At 54.9% G+C, this 17770-nt stretch carries 14 protein-coding genes; 2 read left to right on the top strand and 12 right to left on the bottom strand.

All coding sequences use genetic code 11. The annotated features are described in order from the left end of the window. Nucleotides 1-144: 144 nt before the first annotated feature. Genes rpoZ through HQN87_RS00765 form a run of 5 tightly spaced genes read right to left on the bottom strand, consistent with a single transcriptional unit; the run spans nt 145 to nt 4104 of the window. Complete coding sequence (gene rpoZ, locus HQN87_RS00785; protein WP_036694519.1) at nt 145-345, bottom strand: DNA-directed RNA polymerase subunit omega; 201 nt, start codon at nt 343-345, stop codon at nt 145-147. Nucleotides 346-400: 55 nt separating this feature from the next. Next, a complete protein-coding gene (gene gmk, locus HQN87_RS00780; RefSeq protein ID WP_173126280.1) occupies nt 401-970 on the bottom strand; it encodes a guanylate kinase in 570 nt (189 codons plus the stop codon). A gap of 18 nt (nt 971-988) precedes the next feature. Continuing rightward, nucleotides 989-1249, bottom strand: coding sequence for an extracellular matrix/biofilm regulator RemA (gene remA, locus HQN87_RS00775; RefSeq protein WP_006209218.1), 261 nt, complete (start codon nt 1247-1249; stop codon nt 989-991). A 51-nt stretch (nt 1250-1300) separates the two neighbouring features. After that, nucleotides 1301-2191, bottom strand: a complete 891-nt coding sequence (locus tag HQN87_RS00770; protein ID WP_173126277.1) for a YicC/YloC family endoribonuclease — start codon at nt 2189-2191, stop codon at nt 1301-1303. Between the two features lie 38 nt (nt 2192-2229). Then, nucleotides 2230-4104: a bifunctional homocysteine S-methyltransferase/methylenetetrahydrofolate reductase gene (locus HQN87_RS00765; protein WP_173126274.1), complete on the bottom strand. Its 1875-nt coding sequence runs from the start codon at nt 4102-4104 to the stop codon at nt 2230-2232. A gap of 163 nt (nt 4105-4267) precedes the next feature. Between HQN87_RS00765 and HQN87_RS00760 the strand changes: the two genes are divergently transcribed. Continuing rightward, nucleotides 4268-4525, top strand: coding sequence for a hypothetical protein (locus HQN87_RS00760; protein ID WP_173126271.1), 258 nt, complete (start codon nt 4268-4270; stop codon nt 4523-4525). Here the strand turns inward: HQN87_RS00760 and HQN87_RS00755 are convergent. From HQN87_RS00755 to HQN87_RS00735, 5 genes are all read right to left on the bottom strand, one after another. Continuing rightward, complete coding sequence (locus tag HQN87_RS00755; RefSeq protein WP_173126268.1) at nt 4498-5598, bottom strand: GerAB/ArcD/ProY family transporter; 1101 nt, start codon at nt 5596-5598, stop codon at nt 4498-4500. The two genes, HQN87_RS00760 and HQN87_RS00755, sit on opposite strands and share 28 nt — an antisense overlap. A gap of 24 nt (nt 5599-5622) precedes the next feature. Next, on the bottom strand, nt 5623-6828 hold the full coding sequence (locus HQN87_RS00750; RefSeq protein WP_216857089.1) for a Ger(x)C family spore germination protein: 1206 nt from the start codon (nt 6826-6828) through the stop codon (nt 5623-5625). Then, entirely contained in the window at nt 6815-8491 is a 1677-nt protein-coding gene (locus tag HQN87_RS00745; protein ID WP_254075305.1) for a spore germination protein, read from the bottom strand. Before HQN87_RS00745 ends, HQN87_RS00750 begins: the two co-directional genes overlap by 14 nt. Nucleotides 8492-8706: 215 nt before the next feature. Further along, nucleotides 8707-9543: a diaminopimelate epimerase gene (gene dapF, locus HQN87_RS00740; protein ID WP_173126259.1), complete on the bottom strand. Its 837-nt coding sequence runs from the start codon at nt 9541-9543 to the stop codon at nt 8707-8709. Between the two features lie 114 nt (nt 9544-9657). Continuing rightward, nucleotides 9658-12468 (bottom strand): calcium-translocating P-type ATPase, SERCA-type, encoded by a 2811-nt coding sequence (locus HQN87_RS00735; RefSeq protein WP_173126256.1) that lies wholly within the window; start codon nt 12466-12468, stop codon nt 9658-9660. 188 nt (nt 12469-12656) lie between these two features. On the opposite strand from HQN87_RS00735, the gene HQN87_RS00730 reads away from it, so the two are divergent. Continuing rightward, nucleotides 12657-14543, top strand: coding sequence for an Rqc2 family fibronectin-binding protein (locus HQN87_RS00730; RefSeq protein ID WP_173126253.1), 1887 nt, complete (start codon nt 12657-12659; stop codon nt 14541-14543). Nucleotides 14544-15860: 1317 nt separating this feature from the next. Here HQN87_RS00730 and HQN87_RS00725 read toward each other — a convergent pair. Together HQN87_RS00725 and HQN87_RS00720 are read right to left on the bottom strand one after the other, a co-directional pair. Then, nucleotides 15861-16784, bottom strand: a complete 924-nt coding sequence (locus tag HQN87_RS00725; protein ID WP_173126250.1) for a PHP domain-containing protein — start codon at nt 16782-16784, stop codon at nt 15861-15863. Nucleotides 16785-16853: 69 nt separating this feature from the next. Then, nucleotides 16854-17753 (bottom strand): selenium metabolism-associated LysR family transcriptional regulator, encoded by a 900-nt coding sequence (locus tag HQN87_RS00720; protein ID WP_173126247.1) that lies wholly within the window; start codon nt 17751-17753, stop codon nt 16854-16856. Nucleotides 17754-17770: the final 17 nt, after the last annotated feature.

Here is a 17770-nt window from a genome sequence, read left to right as displayed (position 1 = left end):
GGTACGGGCTATTGTCAAAATATAAAATTACTTACCCGGCAGAAATGGCACTGCCGCCCTTGTCCAGACGGCACCATTTCAGCGGGAAATATACGGATTCTCTATTGCACCAGGCCTCTAGTGCCCTGTGCCGTTAGAACCGTCCTATTCCTCGCCGCGCGTTACAATAATACGGTCTTCATAGATCTCTTCGAGCGCAACCCCGACATACTTATGCGATTTAGGCGCAACGATATCGGTCTTGCCGCCTTCACGAAGTGCTCTGGCCCGGCGGGCTGAAGCGACTACCAGGGAATACTTGCTGTCGACCTTAGTCACCAATTCGTCAATGGATGGATATAGCATGTAAGGCACCTCTTCATCTTTTACTGTAAATATGGACCAATCCTGTAGAACTTGTTCATCGCACCTTACAATGTTCGGCGATAATAATGCTTTCTATTCGCTTGCAGGCCAGATCAATCTCATCATTCACCACGGCATAATCATAATGCCGGATCAAACCGATCTCGTCCTCTGCCACAGACATGCGGTGGCTGATCACATCAGGATGCTCTGTTCCGCGTCCGCGGATGCGGTCCTTCAACTCGTCCATGGACGGGGGAAGAAGGAATACAAAGATCCCTTCGGGAAATTTCTCTTTGACTTTGAGAGCTCCCTGAACCTCGATCTCCAGAATAATATCTCTTCCGCTCTCAAGTGTTCTCTCTACAAAATCACGCGGAGTACCGTAATAATTGCCTACGTACTCCGCATATTCCAGCAGCTTGTCGCCTTCAATCATGTCAGCGAACTGCTCTCTGGATTTGAAAAAGTAATTGACTCCGTCCTCTTCACCCGAACGCGGCAAGCGTGTGGTGGCAGAAACAGAATAGACGAGTTCAGGCATTCTCGGCCGCAGCGCAGTGCAGACCGTACCTTTGCCGACACCGGAAGGGCCGGACAGTATAATCAGCAATCCTTTTGACATAATACACTCCAATTGTTGTTATTCGTCGTTATCGTCATCTTTGCTGGATAGGCGGTGAGCAACGGTCTCAGGCTGTACAGCCGAGAGAATCACATGATCGCTGTCCGTAATAATAACAGCCCTTGTCCGCCTTCCGTAGGTGGCATCGATCAGCATATGCCTGTCTCTGGCCTCCTGTATAATTCTCTTGATCGGCGCCGATTCCGGGCTGACAATGGAAATAATACGGTTGGCTGACACGATATTCCCAAAGCCGATGTTGATTAATTTGATTGCCATGTTCCGGTTGTTCCCCCCATAAATTCCATCATTGCATGCTTCAGGTCCCTGTCATTCTAAATTCGCCGCTTGTTCACGAATCTTCTCAAGCTCCGCCTTCAGATCAAGCGTGAGATTCACCACTGCCAGATGATTGCACTTCGACCCGATTGTGTTGGTCTCCCTGTTCATCTCCTGAATAAGAAAATCCAGCTTGCGTCCGGCAGGCTCGCTGCCAAGCAGCAGCGCCCTGCACTGGCCGAAATGGCTATAGAGCCGGGTTAGCTCCTCATCTATATTGCAGCGGTCGGCAAAAATGGCAACTTCCATGCCGAATTTATGCTCATCCCATGGGAAGCTCCCGTCATTCAGCTGGCTAAGCCGCTGCCGCAGCTTCTCGCGGTATTCCTCAACCACCAGAGGAGCAAGTGCACTAATCCCCGTGTGCAGCTCTTCCAGACGGTCAAGCCGCCGTGTCAGATCTGCCGTCAGATAGGCGCCTTCACGGCTACGCATCTCCAGAAGGGCCTCCAGACTAAGATGAAGCCCCTTCTCCAGAAGACCTGCAAGTTCCCCGGAGGAATCAGCAGGAGAAGCCTCTTCCTTAGCATCCATCACACCGGGCATAGCAAGAATATCCTGAAGGGTTAACTCCCCCTTGAAGCCATACTCCCGGACCAGTGCTTCCGCTGCATCAAGATAGGACTTCACCATGTTGCGGTCCAGCGCATGCGCGCCAGCCGCTCCATCGGTAAGTTCCCTATTAATAATGACATCTACCCGTCCCCGTCTGATATGAGCCTGAACCATTCTGCGCAGCATATCCTCATAACCCGTCCATTCCCGGGGCATCCGCAGTACAACTTCGCAGTACCGGTTATTCACCGATTTCACTTCGAAGGTAATCTTGTAACCGCCGAATTGCAGGGCTGACTGACCGTATCCGGTCATACTAAATGACAACGGAATCACATCCATTACACTATTGTAATTGATTCTTACTAGCGAAACAAGGGGGATAATTGCCGTCCCTGCTTCTCCCAAATATACTCCAGCAGCTGCACACTCATATCATAGAACATAAATGGCGTAATCAGATAAATGCCGTTAAAATGCGGAATCGCCGCATCCAGCAGCTCCTTGGCGATCATAACTCCTTCAGCCCGTCCCGCTTCACCTTCGAGTCCCTGCATCCGGCTGCGCACCTCGGCGGATAGCTGAATACCCGGAACTTCATTATGAAGATACTCCGCATTCCGGCCGCTGGCCAGCGGCATGATCCCGATAAAGATCGGAATATCCAGATGCCGGGTGGCCTCGGCAATACGGGCAATCAATTCAGGATCATACACGGGCTGGGTCATGATATAATCCGCACCCGAGGCAATCTTCTTCTCCAGCCGCTCCACCGCTTTGTCCAGATGCTTGACGTTGGGATTGAAGGCAGCTCCGATGACGAACTTGGCCTTTTGCTTGAGCGGCTTGCCGGAGAAGGCTACACCGTCATTCAACTGCTTGATCATACGTATGATTTCGAAAGAGGTCAGGTCATAAATCGAGCTTGAGCCCGGCAGGTCCCCGAACCGTGCAGGGTCTCCGGTCACAGCCAGAACATGGTCAATGCCCAGCGCGTCGAAGCCCATCAGATGCGACTGGGTGCCAATCAGATTGCGGTCACGGCAGGCCACATGCACCAGCGGCCGCAGACCCGTGCGGGCCTGCACCAGATGTCCGAGCGCCATATTGCTCATCCGGGTTACGGCAAGCGAATTATCGGCCAGCGTCAGCGCGTCGGCTCCGGCCCGGCGCAGCGCCTCTGCCCCGCGCATGAACTTCGCGATGTCCAGATCACGCGGAGGATCAAGCTCCACGATGACGGTATGACGCTCCTTCACCAGATCCACAAGCGTCGGTTCGCCGCCGCCCTGTCCCTCGTCAGCCGCCAGATGCTCCTGTACAGCAATCCGTTCAGCCGTTACAGCTTCAACCGGTTCAGGCAGCGGTTCAACCACATAACCCTTGAGTGCAGCAGAGATCTCTTCGATATGCCGGGGTGTGGTACCGCAGCAGCCTCCGATGATCCGGCTGCCCATGTCCGCAAAGACCGGAGCCATCTGGCCGAAATATTCCGGTGAAGCCCCATAGCGGTACTGTCCGTCCACATAATCCGCTACCCCTGCATTCGGATAGATCGACACCGGAAGCACAAGCTTGCCCTGAAGCGTACCCAGCGCACGCTTGATTCCGTTCGGTCCGGTGTTGCAGTTGAAGCCGATGACATCCGCTCCGTCCTGCTGCAGAATATGGAAGGCTTCCGGCAGGGTTAACCCGTCCAGCGTCCGCGCCGAATCATCTACAGCCAGCTGGCAAATCACCGGCAGAGGGCTGAGCTTGCGCACAGCCTTAAGCGCCAGATGAAGCTCTTCGACGTCATAGAAGGTCTCCAGCATGATCCCGTCCGGCGCTTCTTCCAGGAGTGCAGCAATCTGCTGCGAGAAGAATCTCTTCAGCTCGGAAGCGGACAGATTAGCCCGCTTGCCGGCGCGGATCGAACCGATTGCACCGACGACATAGCCGTTCTCTCCGGCAGCCTTGCGGGCAATTCTGACCCCTGCACGGTTGATATCCGCAACCTTGGATTCCAGACCGAACTTGGACAGCTTATCGTAGTTGGCCGAGTATGTGTTACTCTCCAGCAGTACAGCACCGGCGTTAATGTAGCTCCGGTGCACATCCTCAATTACCTCCGGAGAGGTCAGATTCAATTCCTCATAAGAGATGCCGACAGGGAAACCCTTCTGATACAAAAAGGTTCCCATCGCTCCGTCTCCGACTAATACGTTCTTCTCCCATGCAGAGCGCAAATCCGGCTTCACCGCAAGAACCTCCCCCAACTGACATTAGTTTCATACTAATGTAACATAAAACGGGATGGATGATAAGCTTTAGCAGGCAATTTAGGCTGCGGCTGCTTTTCCTTGTATGCGGGTCCGGCAATTGATTTATACTACTCCTATTCTTTGCAGAGGAGCCTGTGAAATGAAGAAGAATACAAGGAAGCTGCTGCTGCGCAAATATGCTGTGATCCTCCTGCTGTCTGCGCTCTCAGTGCTATATCTGTACCTGACGGACTGGATGCTGGGCTATGGCCTGGGGAATATCAGCTACATTCTGAACTATCTGCTGTACACCGCTTCCGAGAAGCTGACTGCGGCTGCACTGCTGCTGCTTCTGATCATTCCGGACGCCATCTATTGGATTCGCGGGAATCAGCCTGGCCGGGGGGCGGAGAAATGATCGCGGACCGCCGTTACAATCACCAGTACTACCGGAATTACCACCATGAAATAAGGATATACCCTGTACAGCAGGGTCCCTCCCTCATCCAGATGTTCAATGAAGCTGCGCGCATCCAGCATAGAGGTGAACAGAATGATCAGCGCACAGGGATAGAGCATCCTGCGGTACGGCATCCGGAACAGCTCGGAAATTCCGACCAGCGCCGCAGCGAAGAATACCGCCATTTTGAAAAAAACTCCGATAATCAGCACCATGACCACGAAAATATCTACCCGCTGAATGAAATCCGAAATGGAAATCTTGCTGATCGTCGGCATCAGCGGGAGCGGGGAGCGTTCCACGATATCCTCACCCAGGACAGAAATGTTCAATGCCATAGTGAAGCTGAGTAAAAACGCGGAGAACAGCATGGCGGCGGCAATGACCCACGGGCCTTTTTTGACATTTGCCAGATAGGGCATCAGCATCGTGAAGCATACCATCTCCCCGAACGGAAACATATAATTTTGATGAATCACCGAGGCCAGCACCGGCTGGATTCCATTCTCAAGTACCGGCAACAATCTGTTCAGATTGATCGTTCCCGAGAGCATCAGCATCAGGGTACCGAAGAGGCCGATCAGCATTACCACAACCGCAAATACCATGGAAGTTCTGCCCAGCACCTCCAGTCCCTTATGCAGCACATAGGCTCCCGATAGCAGCATCAGGGTACTGAGTATGAACAGAGGGGTGTTGTGCATAGTCGCCATAGCCAGCATAGTGCTGCCATCGCGCAGATCCCGGGCGGCAAGATTAATGTAGAGAATAATGTACCCCAAGGCTACCGGAGTCCCGATATATTTGCCGAGCAGCTTCCTCGTATAGGCTGTAAAAGGCAGATCCGGCTGCTTGCGGTACAGATAGGCATACCCTGTGAACATAATTAGCCCGGCCACACAGCCGAGCAGAATGGAGAGCCACGCATCCCGGCCCGATTCCATGCCCAGATTAACAACCAGCGCCGTGCCCAGCTCAAATAGAACCGTCAAGCAAAAAAACTCGCCTAATCCAAATTTGACCTTCCCCATTCCTGATTCTCCTCCCCGGCAAACTTAATAGATTTGAAAAGAATTGCTGCGCATATCCGTATGCCGGATGATCACATCCGCCTCGAATCGGATTCCACAGGTGGTAAATACCTCTTCCCAATGATCCTTGATCTTCTTCCAGCCACGAGGGTTCTTACGCTGAAGTGCTTGTCCAAAGCCGAGATAATCACTCTTATATCCTCTGGCAGCACTTACGGCCGCCTTAAGCTGTTTCACCGTCTCTTCTGTAAGCTGGTCCGACAGCTCATCCAGTACCCGGGGAGAAGTAAGATCCAGCGTATTCGGAGATTCCTTGAGCGCAGCCTGCTGCGTGATTTTGATGGTAATGACGGGATGCTCCGGGTCTGCCGACTGAACCTTCAGCGTTACCTGGGACTGATAAATATTGAAGGAAATATAACCGCCCTCCTTGTCTTTGAGCAGGCTCGGATACTCCCTGAGGTTGTTATGCAGCAGAACGGTGCCCACCGCGGCGTCGCCCGTAAGCCAGCCCTTCAATTTATCATCCTTGAATGCTGCCAGCCCGGAGACTCTCAGAATCGTCCGGGGTTCGATATTCTTGAGGCTGTCATTGCTGCCTGCCTGTTCACGGTCTCCGCTCGTATATACCCCGTTGATGATCGGACCGCCTCCCCTGATCTGAATTCCCCGGATTACGTCATCTACTGCCATCCTGAAGTTATACCCAAATTGCTTGGAGGTCGTCTCCAGCTTCTCTACCAGGTCATTGGCCGGGATTTTGCTGAACACCGTCATGGTAGACATCAATTCACGGGCAGGCTGTCCCTTGGAGATAAAGATCTCGCTGTTAAGCCGGGTATCGCTCTCCCGTTCCAGTACATCCAGAATGTCCTTGATCCCTTCACGGGCGAACTTCTCGGAGATCACCAGTACCCGCACATGTCCCAGCGATAAGAAGCGTGCTGTCTGGCGGGAAGCGTCCGCGAGCGCCTCGAACATCGTCCGGCCTACCCCTGTGTAGAGAGCTACCGGTGAGATTCCCCTGCTCTTCTCCCCGGATATTTCCTCCGCCACAATCACTTGAAAAGAAAGCTTGTACTTCTCAGCCTCCGTGTCCCCCCTGTCGATCGCTATCCCGGAAATAATGGCCCGCCGGTTGAGTTCAACATTGTCCCAGCAGCCTGTTAGCAGCACTTGAAGGACCAGCAGCAGGGCCAGGCTCAGGCAAAAGGATCTATTTCTCATCATTCTCCCCCTCCATCCCCCGACTTGCAGGAGTATCATTCTTGAGAATGAGCGGGGGCAGCTGCTCGTCATGGCCTGTGGTTAACTGCATATACTCCGGCAGCTCCTTACTCATCTGCTTCGGTGTTTTGTCACGCCCTACGATCCAGAGCGGGAGTCTGAGAATGGTATCCTTCTGCCCGTTGACAGAGAGAGGTACGAAGGGGAACAGGTAGGGTACGCCGAAAGAACGCAGGCTGTTCATGTGGGCCACAAATACAATCAGTCCCAGTGTAATTCCGTAGAAGCCGAATAAACTCGCCAGAATCAGAAAAGCAAACCGGATAATTCTGCCGGCAATCGCCATGTTATACGCCGGAATGGCAAAGCTGGCAATCCCGGTCAACGCCACTACGATAACCATGATAGGTGCGATTATTCCGGCCTCCACTACCGCCGTTCCCAGAATCAGCGCTCCGACCACAGATACCGTCTGCCCGATGGCGCGCGGCATACGCACCCCGGCTTCACGCAGAATTTCAAAGGCCGTCTCCATCAGCAGCAGCTCTACAAAAGCCGGGAAGGGAACATTCTCCCGCTGGGAGAGCAGATTAATCAGCAGCGTGGTCGGAATCATCTCATAGTGATAGGTGGTCAGCGCGAGATACACCGAAGGACCCAGAATCAGGACAAGGAAGCTCACATAACGTACCAGACGCATCAAGATGGCTATATCAAACCGCTGGGAATAATCCTCGGCAGACTGAAAAAACTGCGTAAAGACCGCCGGAAGAATCAGAACAAACGGGGTACCGTCCACAATAATCACCACCCGGCCTTCAAGCAGATTGCCTGCAGCCACATCGGGCCGTTCGGAGTTGTATATAGTAGGAAACGGCGTGAACGTCTTGTCCTGGATCAGCTCTTCAATAAATCCCGACTCCAGCACCTCATTCAAGGTAATCTTACGCAGGCGCTCTCTGACCTCCTGGACCAGATCTTCCCCGGCCACTCCCTTCATGTACATCAGGGCCACATGAGTGTGTGTCTCTGAACCGATCTTCATTACCTCCAGGTGCAGCTTGGAGGATTTGATTCTGCGGCGGATCAGGGAAATATTCGTAGCCACCGACTCGACGAACCCGTCCTTCGGCCCCCGGACCACAAGCTGGGAAGAGGGCTCGCTGACGGCCCGCTGTTCACCGCCCCTGGTATCACAAATGATGGCTTCGAGGCAGCCCTCCATCAGGATTGCCGTGTCCCCGGAGAGAATGGCCAGCATAATCTCCTTCCATTCCTCCTGAAGAACCGCGTCGCCGATGGCGAGGGCGCGGCTTAGGATGACCTGCGGAAGCGGAGATTGTTCACGGGAAGCACCGGCGCCGTCCTCTTGCTTGTCCCGGAGCAGGTCATCCGTATTGTCCAGCAGGGACCCTATTACGAATTCATTCACCGCCACAGTATCCGCCAGCCCGCTGAGATGAACTGCAGCCGCTTCTATCCGGCTGTCTCCGCCAAGCCGGATTCTGCGGATCTTGAGATCCGGGCTGCCGCCAAGCTCGGTCTGAAGGTTGATCAGACTTTGGGCTACGGTATCCGCCAGGCCCAGAGGGGCACTGCCTGGCGGTTGGCCCGCTGCGGAGCCTGTTCCTGGTGCCTGCGCTTTTCGGTTTGCCCCTGACTTCATCTCCGCTTCATCCCTTCCTGATTCATCCAAAATTCTATTATTTGCGGATATCCCTGCCATTATTCGGCCGGCCTGCCATAAGACGAACAGGTAGAAGCAAACGGGCAACGTCCTCATAAAGGACGTTGCCCGTTTGCTTCTATTTCAATAAAAATGCCCCGCAAGCTACCGGCTCGCGGGGCATTCTGAATATGCGGTTATGGATCTATAACGGTTCAGACATCCACCGAGCCTGTGTATACAACCTGTGCAGGACCGGTCATATATACATGGTTGTCTTCCTCATTCCATTCAATGAACAGGTCGCCGCCCTTCAGGCTGATTACCGCCGAACGGTCCGTCACTCCGTTCAGCACGGAGGAGACCAGGGTCGCGCAGGCTCCTGTTCCGCAGGCCAGAGTAGGTCCGGCACCACGTTCCCAGACACGCATGTCCACATGTCCGCGGTTAACCACGGTGGCGAACTCCACATTCACTTTACGCGGGAAGAGCGGGTGAACCTCTAGCTTCGGTCCCCATGTGCCAAGATCGAAGGAGACCGCATCGTCCACATAGATGACCGCATGGGGATTGCCCATCGAGACCGCCGTGAAGTTGAACTCTGTTCCGTCCGCTTCAATCGGATGGTTCAGCACAGGCTCAGCGTCGATGGCGACAGGAATCTGCAGTCCCGACAGGACCGGCTCGCCCATATCCACCGTCACGCTCTCTACTACCCCGTCTGTTACTTTCAGGGTTACCTTCTGTTCTCCGGCACCGATGGTTTCAATGACAAGCTGCTCGGACTCCACCAGACCATGCTCATATACGTATTTGGATACGCAGCGGATCGCATTGCCGCATTGCTCCGCTTCAGAGCCGTCGGAATTCATGATACGCATCATGTAATCGCCGCGCTGCGAGGGCAGAATGTACACCAGTCCGTCTGCGCCGATGCCGAAGAACCGGTTGCACAGCGTAACTGCCAGCTCCGGGGCGTTGCCCGGCAGCTCATCCTCACCGAATACGATAATAAAATCATTGCCTAATCCGTGCATTTTTGTGAATTCCATTGTCAGGTCCACTCCTATAAGTAATATCAGCCTCAACACAAACCTGATTCATCATAAACCAAGCTTCTCAGTGAAACCAGCATACCTTATAGAAGCGGGGAGATGCTATTCATTTTATGCTGAAAACTTTGTACTTTTTATCATTTGGCCTCCGCCGCTGCGGCTGCGGTTCTTCATGCCGCCCCAGACACTGCCCGCCCCCATCAGGAAGGTAGGGATACCGGCCATCACCAGCACCAGACACCATTCACGGAAGCTGAGCGGAACGGTCTTGAATACAGGCTGAAGCACAGGCAGGTACATCACAGCGAGCATCAACACGACAGAGGACAGGACAGCCAGGACCAGATATTTGTTCTGGAACGGGTTCCGGTAGAATACCGACCTTGAGCTGCGGCAGTCAAATACGTGAATGAGCTGGGCCATAACCAGTGTGGCAAAAGCTACCGACTGCGCACGGACTAACTGCTGTGCGCTGCCCGGATCGGTCCGCAGGGTCAGCCAGAAGGCGGCCAGGGTGCAGAGGCCGATCAGCAGTCCGCGGCTGACAATCTTCCAGCCCAGTCTCCGGGCAAAAATATTCTCCTTCGCCCCGCGCGGCTTATGCTCCATCAAATCCTTCTCCGGCTGGTCTACCCCCAGCGCCATAGCGGGCAGACCGTCCGTCACCAGGTTGACCCAGAGAATCTGGATCGGCACCAGCGGCAGCGGCAGCCCCAGCATCATGGCGAAGAACATGGTCAGAATCTCGCCGACATTCGAGGCCAGCAGGTAGCGGATGAACTTGCGGATATTCTCATAGATATTCCGGCCTTCTTCAATCGCCGCCACGATGGTCGAGAAGTTATCATCCCCGAGGATCAGGGATGAAGCCTCTTTGGTGACATCCGTGCCGGTGATGCCCATCGAGATTCCGATATCAGCTGCCTTGATCGCAGGCGCATCGTTGACACCATCGCCGGTCATCGCTACGACATGGCCGTGGCGCTGCAGCGACTTCACAATCCGCAGCTTATGCTCCGGCGATACTCTCGCATACACGAAGACGCTGTCCGATACTTTATCCAGCGCATCGTCGTCCATCCGGGTAAGCTGGGTGCCGGTCAGGACCGTGCCGCCGCGCTGCAGAATGCCGAGCTGATGGGCAATGGCCTCTGCGGTGGTTCCATGGTCGCCGGTAATCATTACTGTCTTGATTCCGGCCCGGCGGGTGACGCTGATCGCATCGCGCACTTCTTTGCGCGGGGGATCAATCATTCCGGCCAGCCCTACGAAGACAAGCTGGCTCTCTGCTTCCTTCTCGCTCCCCGCGACCTCTCCGCTGCGCATGTCACGGTAAGCCATTCCGAGCACGCGCAGCGCACCTGAAGCCATCTTTTCATTGGCCTCCAGCACCTTCTGCCGCAAGGTCGGCGTGCAGGGAACAACACCGCCCTCCCACAGCATATAAGTGCAGCAATTCAGCAGCACATCGGGTGCGCCTTTGGTGCAGATCATCCGCCCGCCGGGATGATTCACAATGACCGACATCAGCTTACGCTCGGAATCGAATGGAAACTCCGTTTCCCGGGTATAGGTCACAGCAAGGGATTGGGCGGTCAGCCCCATTTTGGCGGACAAGGCCACCAGCGCACCTTCGGTCGGATCGCCTTTCAGTTCCCAGACAGGCTCCGCTTTCGCCCCTTTATCCGCATCGGCCCCTTTGCCTTTCTTTTTGCCGCGTGTCTCGGGGATGCTTTCATAGATCTCTGCGTTGCTGCAAAGTGCCCCCACCTGGAGCATGCGCCGGAGGCTCTGGTCGTTTTTCAGATCAACGGCCCTGCCCTTCTGCATTACATTCCCCACCGGAGCATATCCCTCTCCTGATACCTCGAACGTCCGCCCCGCGTTCCACACCTGTGTGACTGTCATTTTGTTCTGGGTGAGCGTTCCCGTCTTATCCGAGCAGATTACGGAGGCGCAGCCCAGGGTCTCTACCGATGGCAGCTTGCGGACAATTGCTTTGCGTTTGATCATCCGCTGGACCCCCAGAGCGAGCGCAATCGTCACAATCGCGGGAAGGCCTTCGGGGATCGCCGCCACTGCCAGACTTACGCCTGCCAGGAACATCGCTGTCGCCGGCTGTCCATGCAGAATTCCTGCCAGGACCACGACAATGGTAAGCCCCAGCGAGACGTAGATCAGAATCTTGCCGAGCTGCTCCAGACGGTGCTGCAGCGGAGTCTCCTGAGATTCGGTATTCTGGATCAGATCGGCAATCTTGCCCATCTCGGTAGCCATACCCGTGCGGATGACGACTCCCCGGCCGGTCCCCCGGTTCACCATCGTACCCATGAAGCCGATGTTCTTCTGGTCGCCCAGCGGAATGTCTTCGGCATGAATGGCGGTGGCATGCTTGGAGACAGGAAGGGATTCCCCCGTCAGCGCCGACTCTTCGGCATAGATCCCGCTGCACTGCAGCCAGCGGATATCCGCCGGAATCCGGTCCCCGCTCTCCAGCAGGACAATATCTCCGGGAACCAGCATTTTGGCCGGGAGCACCTCCTGCTTCCCGCCGCGCAGCACCTTGGCGGTAGGTGCGGAGAGCTGCTTCAGCGCCCTCAGTGAACGCTCGGCGCGGAACTCCTGCACGAACCCGAGCACCCCGTTAAGCAGAATAATGGCAACAATCGTAATCGCGTCAAGATATTCGCCAAGTAGGCCGGATACCAGTGTCGCACCCATCAGCACCAGTACCATGAAATCCTTGAACTGATTGAGCAGCAGCGTAAAGGGGGATACCCTTTTGCCCTCAGACAGCTCATTGTACCCGCTCTCTTTGCGTCTTGCGGCGGCGTCCTCGGCGTTCAGGCCCGTTCCCGGATGAACGCCGAACATCTCCTGCAGCTCCTCAGCACCGAGCCGGTGCCAGCTTTTTTGTTCCATGACTAATCTTTCCCCTCCCGGTCGTTTCTTGACTTCCGGCGGCGCACAGCTTTTCCACCTGTTCATGTCCAAGTGTATTCATGGTCGTCCCAAAATATCACCGCCGGCGGCTTCCTTTTGCGCGAACCGGTGAAAGTGTGGCATCATAGAGGGAGTACTTTATTATTAGGCGACAGGAGAACTTTATCATGGCATTAGACGGCATTGTTACCCAAGCGATCGTGCATGAGCTTCAGCCCTTCATCGGTGCACGCGTCGGCAAAATATATCAACCCAGCACACATGACCTAATCTTCACGCTCCGCGGTGCAGGCGGAGGCGGCAAGCTGATGCTGTCCGCCAACCCGACCTATCCCCGGCTCCATCTGACCGAGAGAAGCAGCATCAACCCGGCCGAAGCGCCGATGTTCTGCATGCTGATGCGCAAGCATTGTGAGGGAGGGACCATCGAGAGCATTACCCAGGTGGGCCTGGAGCGGATTATCCATATCACCATCAGAACCCGCGACGAGCTGGGGGATGTCTCCGCCAAAAAAATCATCATCGAACTGATGGGACGGCACAGCAATATCATTCTGACCGAGTTGTCCACAGGTACAATTATCGACGGGATTCATCATGTTACCCCGTCGATCAGCAGCTACCGTGTCGTGATGCCTGGAGCCGCCTATACACAGCCTCCGCAGCAGCATAAGCTGAATCCGCTGGAGATCAGCAAGGCCGGCTTCACCGCGCTGATGGCAGCGGCAGAAGAAGCGGCCCTCTATGCAGCCGAGCACCCGGAGGAGCCGGAGGAAGACCTGATCGAAGGCGAAATCGCAGGACTGCTGGCCTCCCTGGAGGCTCCGAAGGCCGACGGCTCCGGGGGACCTTCTCCTTCAGCCGATCCGGCCGGGTGGCTGGTCCATGCCTTCAGCGGCCTGAGTCCGCTGATCGCCGGCGAGATCGTCCACCGCTATAAGGAGCTTGGGGGAGCCGCTGAAGAATACACCAGCGGAACCGACAAGCCGGAGCAGCTATGGCAAGCCTTCGATTCCGTAATGGAGCCTGTCCGGAAGCAGGACTTCTCCCCGGTTACCGGGCTGAATGCCAAGGGTAAGCCAATCTTCTCTGCTACTCCGCTGCGGGTGATGGGTGGGAATGTGAAGCATTACAGCTCCATCAGCCTGTGCCTGGAGGATTACTACGGAGACAAGGCAGAGAAGGACACCGTCAAGCAGCGGGTAAGCGACCTCATCCGCTTCCTCAGCAACGAGCGCGCCAAGAACATCAAGAAGCTGGCCAACCTGCAAAAGGATCTGGATGAAGCCCAGGATGCCGACCAGTTCCGAATCTGGGGTGAGCTGCTGTTCGCTTCCCTGCACACCCTGAACAAGGGAGACAAGGAAGCCAGGCTAGTCAACTACTATGATGAGGACCAGGCGGAGATTACCGTTCCGCTGGACCCGCTTCTAAGCCCTACGGACAATGCACAGCGGTATTTCAAGAAGTACAACAAGTACAAGAACAGCCTGCGGGTGATCGGGGAGCAGGTGCAGCGGACACATGAAGAGATTGCCTACATGGAGCTGCTGCTCCAGCAGCTCGCCCACGCCTCACTGAATGACATTGAGGAGATCCGCGAGGAGCTGGTCAGTCAGGGTTACCTGCGTGACCGCAGCAAGAAAGGCAAAAAGAAAAAGAAGGCCGCCAGACCCACGCTGCAGGTGTTCACTTCCTCTGAAGGAGTGGATATCTATGTCGGCAAAAACAATCTGCAAAATGAATATGTCACCAACCGCCTGGCTTCTCCGAATGATACCTGGCTGCATACCAAGGATATTCCAGGCTCGCATGTGGTGATCCGCAGCGAAGAATTCGGCGATGCCACGCTGGAGGAAGCCGCACAGCTTGCGGCCTACTTCAGCCAGGCCAAGCAATCGAGCAGCGTGCCGGTTGACTGCACTCTGATCCGTTATGTCCGCAAGCCCAGCGGAGCGAAGCCCGGCTTCGTCATCTATGATCATCAGCGGACGCTGTTCGTCACACCGGATGAAGAGCGGATCAAGCATCTGCCGAATGTTCTGCGGAGCTAAGACTCCTGGCGCAGTCGGCACATGCCGGATCTCACAGAAGGACAACTGACTGCGAAGGAATTCTGATCGTGCCTTCTATAGCTGCGCCGGTAACCCTCTGCATCGCTGTCTGGACAGCTCTAATCTTACAAACCTTAAGACCCCCGTCCATTGTCGGACGGGGGTTTTTTTAGATTTGTATTTGAAGCTGGTCGTCACGGCGGTGAACCCTTGGACTTTCGGCGGTATACTCATGGATTTCCGGCGGTATAACCTTGATTTCCGGCGTTATACCCTTGGATTTCCGGTGCTGCAAGTCATCCGATTTATTCATCCAATCCTTTTATCGCTCTGAATTCCCTACTCCGCCCGCTTTTAGCGAATTCGGAGGGATTTATCCCCTTGGTTTCACCACTCCGCCCACTTTTGGTGGATTCGGAGGGATTTATCCCTTTGGTTTCTACACTCCGCCCGCTTTTGGCGGATCCGGAGGGATTTATCCCTTTGGTTTATCCACTCCGCCCACTTTTGGTGGATTCGGAGGGATTTATCCCTTTGGTTTCACCACTCCGCCCGCTTTTGGCGGATTCGGAGGGATTTATCCCTTTGGTTTACCCACTCCGCCCGCTTTTGGCGGAATCAAGTGTACTTATACACTTCATGCTCTCATCCAGCCCACTTTGATCGGAATGAGGTGCACTTATACACTTCATTCTCTCATCCAGCCCACTTTGGCCGGAATCAGGTGCACTTATACACTTCATTCTCTCATCCAGCCCACTTTGATCGAAATGAGGTGCACTTATACACTTCATTCTCTCATCCAGCCCACTTTAGTCGGAATCAGGTGCACTTATACACTTCATTCTCTCATCCAGCCCACTTTAGTCGGAATCAGGTGCACTTATACACTTCATTCTCTCATCCAGCCCACTTTAATCGGAATGAGGTGCACTTATACACTTCAGTTCTTTCATTCATCCCACTTTGGCTGGAATTACGGTGGCCTCCTGTGCAGTGGCTCCCCAGTTTTCTTCCGAACTACCCTAAGTCTTCCAAGGCCCTTAAGCTTTGTTCTTGCTTTGTTCTTGCTTTGTTCTTGCTTTGTTCTTGATTTGTTCTTGATTTGTTCTTGATTTGTTCTTATGCTTCGTTCTTGTGTTTTGTCCTTAAGCTTTGTTCTTATCCTTTACTCTTACTCCTTACTCCTTACTCCTTACTCTTACTCTTACTCTTACTCTTACTCTTACTCTTACTCTTACTCTTACTCTTGCTCCATACTCTTACTCTTACTCTTACCCTTACTCCAACTGCTACCCTTACTCCTACTCTAATCCCTTACCCTAACCGCTTCCCTATCCCGGCCTTCAGCTGCGCCAGCACAGCAGCAGGCACACTCACGCTGCCGATTTCCCCGTGAAAAACAACGCCCTGCCGCGCACCGTGGAAGTCTGAGCCGCCGGTAACGAGCAGGCCGAATTCCTCGGCCAGTGACAGGTAACGGGCATGCTCCGCAGGACCGTGGTCGGAATGGTAGACCTCGATGCCGTCCAGATCACATTGCTCCACAATGCTGCGCACCAGTTCATCATCGCCATAAATACCGGGATGCGCCAAGACAGCCGCACCACCCGCTTCACGAATCCAGCGGCAGGCCACCTCCGGTGTGATGCGCGGAGGAGATACATAGGCCGCCGCACCTTCAGCCAGATATTTGTCAAAAGCATCCCGCATGTCCACTGCCGCGCCCAGCCGGACCAGCTCATCGGCGATATGCGGGCGGCCAATGCTCTCATCCGGCTTCAGCTCCCGCCCCAGCCCTGACACCACCTGCTCCAGGGTGATCGCAATGCCCAGCCCGCGCAGCTTCTTCAGAATCGCTTCATTGCGCCCGAGCCGGGTATTGCGCTGTTCTTCCAGCCGGGACAGCAAGAGCTCCTGCTCAGTGTCAATATAGTAACCGAGAACATGGATCTCCTTGCCGCCTGCACGTGTGCTGATTTCTACACCGGGAACCACGGTAATTCCGTACTGCCTGCCCGCCTCCAGCGCTTCCGCAACACCGCTGAGCGTATCATGGTCGGTAATGGCTATCGCGGCCAGCCCCTTCTCAAAGCCCAGCCGCACATTCTCGGCCGGCGGCTGCATGCCGTCCGAGGCCTGTGTGTGGGTGTGCAGATCGCATCTCCCAGCGGTATCAGCAGTGTCCTGCGTGTGGGCCTCAGCCTGTGACGGCTCGCTATGACTGTTATGATCTTTCATAGAATCCCTCCGTTCTTCAGATCGGTCTATACAGCTATTCTTATACGGTTATTCTTATGCTATTGTCCTCTACTGTCCGCCGGTATGCTGGCGCAGGAAGTTCAGGAAGGTCACCGCCGAGATCGGCAGCAGGGTCGATTTCAGATGAATCGCATAGAATTGCCGTTTGAACGACGCGTCCGCCAGATTGACAATCTTCAGCAGGCCGAGCGCCACTTCATGCTTGACCGAGGAGGTCGAGATGATCGTGATCCCCAGCCCGGCCTCTACCGCTGACTTCACTGCTCCGGTGCTGCCCAGCTCCATCACAATCCGCATGGCGGCAGGATCAAGCCCTTTGGCTTCCAGCTGCTCCTCCATCACCCGTCTTGTACCCGAGCCGCGCTCGCGCAGGACAAACGGATAGGCGAGCGCCCCCTCCAGAGTCACTTCAGCCTGATTGGCCAGCGGATGATCCCGGGGCACGATCAGCTTCAGTTCATCGCCCATTACCGGTTCAATCACCATATCCGGGTGGGTTACCGGCGCCTCAATCAGCCCGAAATTCAGCTGGTGCTTGTTGATCTCATCCATAATCTGTGAAGTGTTCATCACCTTCATCATGATGGAGATGTGCGGATATTCCTTGCCGAAAGGCCCCAGCAGGCGGGGAAGCACATATTCCCCAATGGTCAGGCTGGCTCCCAGCTGCAGCCGGCCCTCCAGCATGTGAGTGAAGGCCGACATCGCCTGATCCGTCTCGCGCATCAGCTGCATACTGCGCAGCGCGAACGGCATCAGCGTGAGACCGGCCTCGGTGAGCATGATTTTTTTGGTGGACCGGTCGAACAGCTTGGTTCCGAAATAATCCTCAAGCGCCTGGACCTGCATCGTCACCGCCGGCTGGGTCATATGCAGGGTCTGTGCCGCCGCCGAGAAGCTGCCCCGTTCGGATACGGTATAGAAAATATGAAGCTGATGAAAATTCATACGTTACTGCTCCTTTG

The organism is Paenibacillus tritici, from assembly GCF_013204885.1.
In the GTDB taxonomy this organism is placed as follows: Bacteria; Bacillota; Bacilli; order Paenibacillales; family Paenibacillaceae; genus Paenibacillus_AQ; species Paenibacillus_AQ tritici.
The sequence above is the reverse complement of the archived record's forward strand: the minus strand, read 5'-3'. Positions and strand labels throughout refer to the sequence as shown.

Coding starts and splice junctions, on each gene's coding strand:
- HQN87_RS00725 (WP_173126250.1), bottom strand. CDS start 16,784: ATGAAAGATCATAACAGTCATAGCGAGCCGTCACAGGCTGAGGCCCAC.
- gmk (WP_173126280.1), bottom strand. CDS start 970: ATGTCAAAAGGATTGCTGATTATACTGTCCGGCCCTTCCGGTGTCGGC.
- HQN87_RS00730 (WP_173126253.1), top strand. CDS start 12,657: ATGGCATTAGACGGCATTGTTACCCAAGCGATCGTGCATGAGCTTCAG.
- HQN87_RS00745 (WP_254075305.1), bottom strand. CDS start 8,491: ATGAAGTCAGGGGCAAACCGAAAAGCGCAGGCACCAGGAACAGGCTCC.
- HQN87_RS00760 (WP_173126271.1), top strand. CDS start 4,268: ATGAAGAAGAATACAAGGAAGCTGCTGCTGCGCAAATATGCTGTGATC.
- remA (WP_006209218.1), bottom strand. CDS start 1,249: ATGGCAATCAAATTAATCAACATCGGCTTTGGGAATATCGTGTCAGCC.
- rpoZ (WP_036694519.1), bottom strand. CDS start 345: ATGCTATATCCATCCATTGACGAATTGGTGACTAAGGTCGACAGCAAG.
- HQN87_RS00750 (WP_216857089.1), bottom strand. CDS start 6,828: ATGATGAGAAATAGATCCTTTTGCCTGAGCCTGGCCCTGCTGCTGGTC.
- HQN87_RS00755 (WP_173126268.1), bottom strand. CDS start 5,598: ATGGGGAAGGTCAAATTTGGATTAGGCGAGTTTTTTTGCTTGACGGTT.
- HQN87_RS00735 (WP_173126256.1), bottom strand. CDS start 12,468: ATGGAACAAAAAAGCTGGCACCGGCTCGGTGCTGAGGAGCTGCAGGAG.
- HQN87_RS00720 (WP_173126247.1), bottom strand. CDS start 17,753: ATGAATTTTCATCAGCTTCATATTTTCTATACCGTATCCGAACGGGGC.
- dapF (WP_173126259.1), bottom strand. CDS start 9,543: ATGGAATTCACAAAAATGCACGGATTAGGCAATGATTTTATTATCGTA.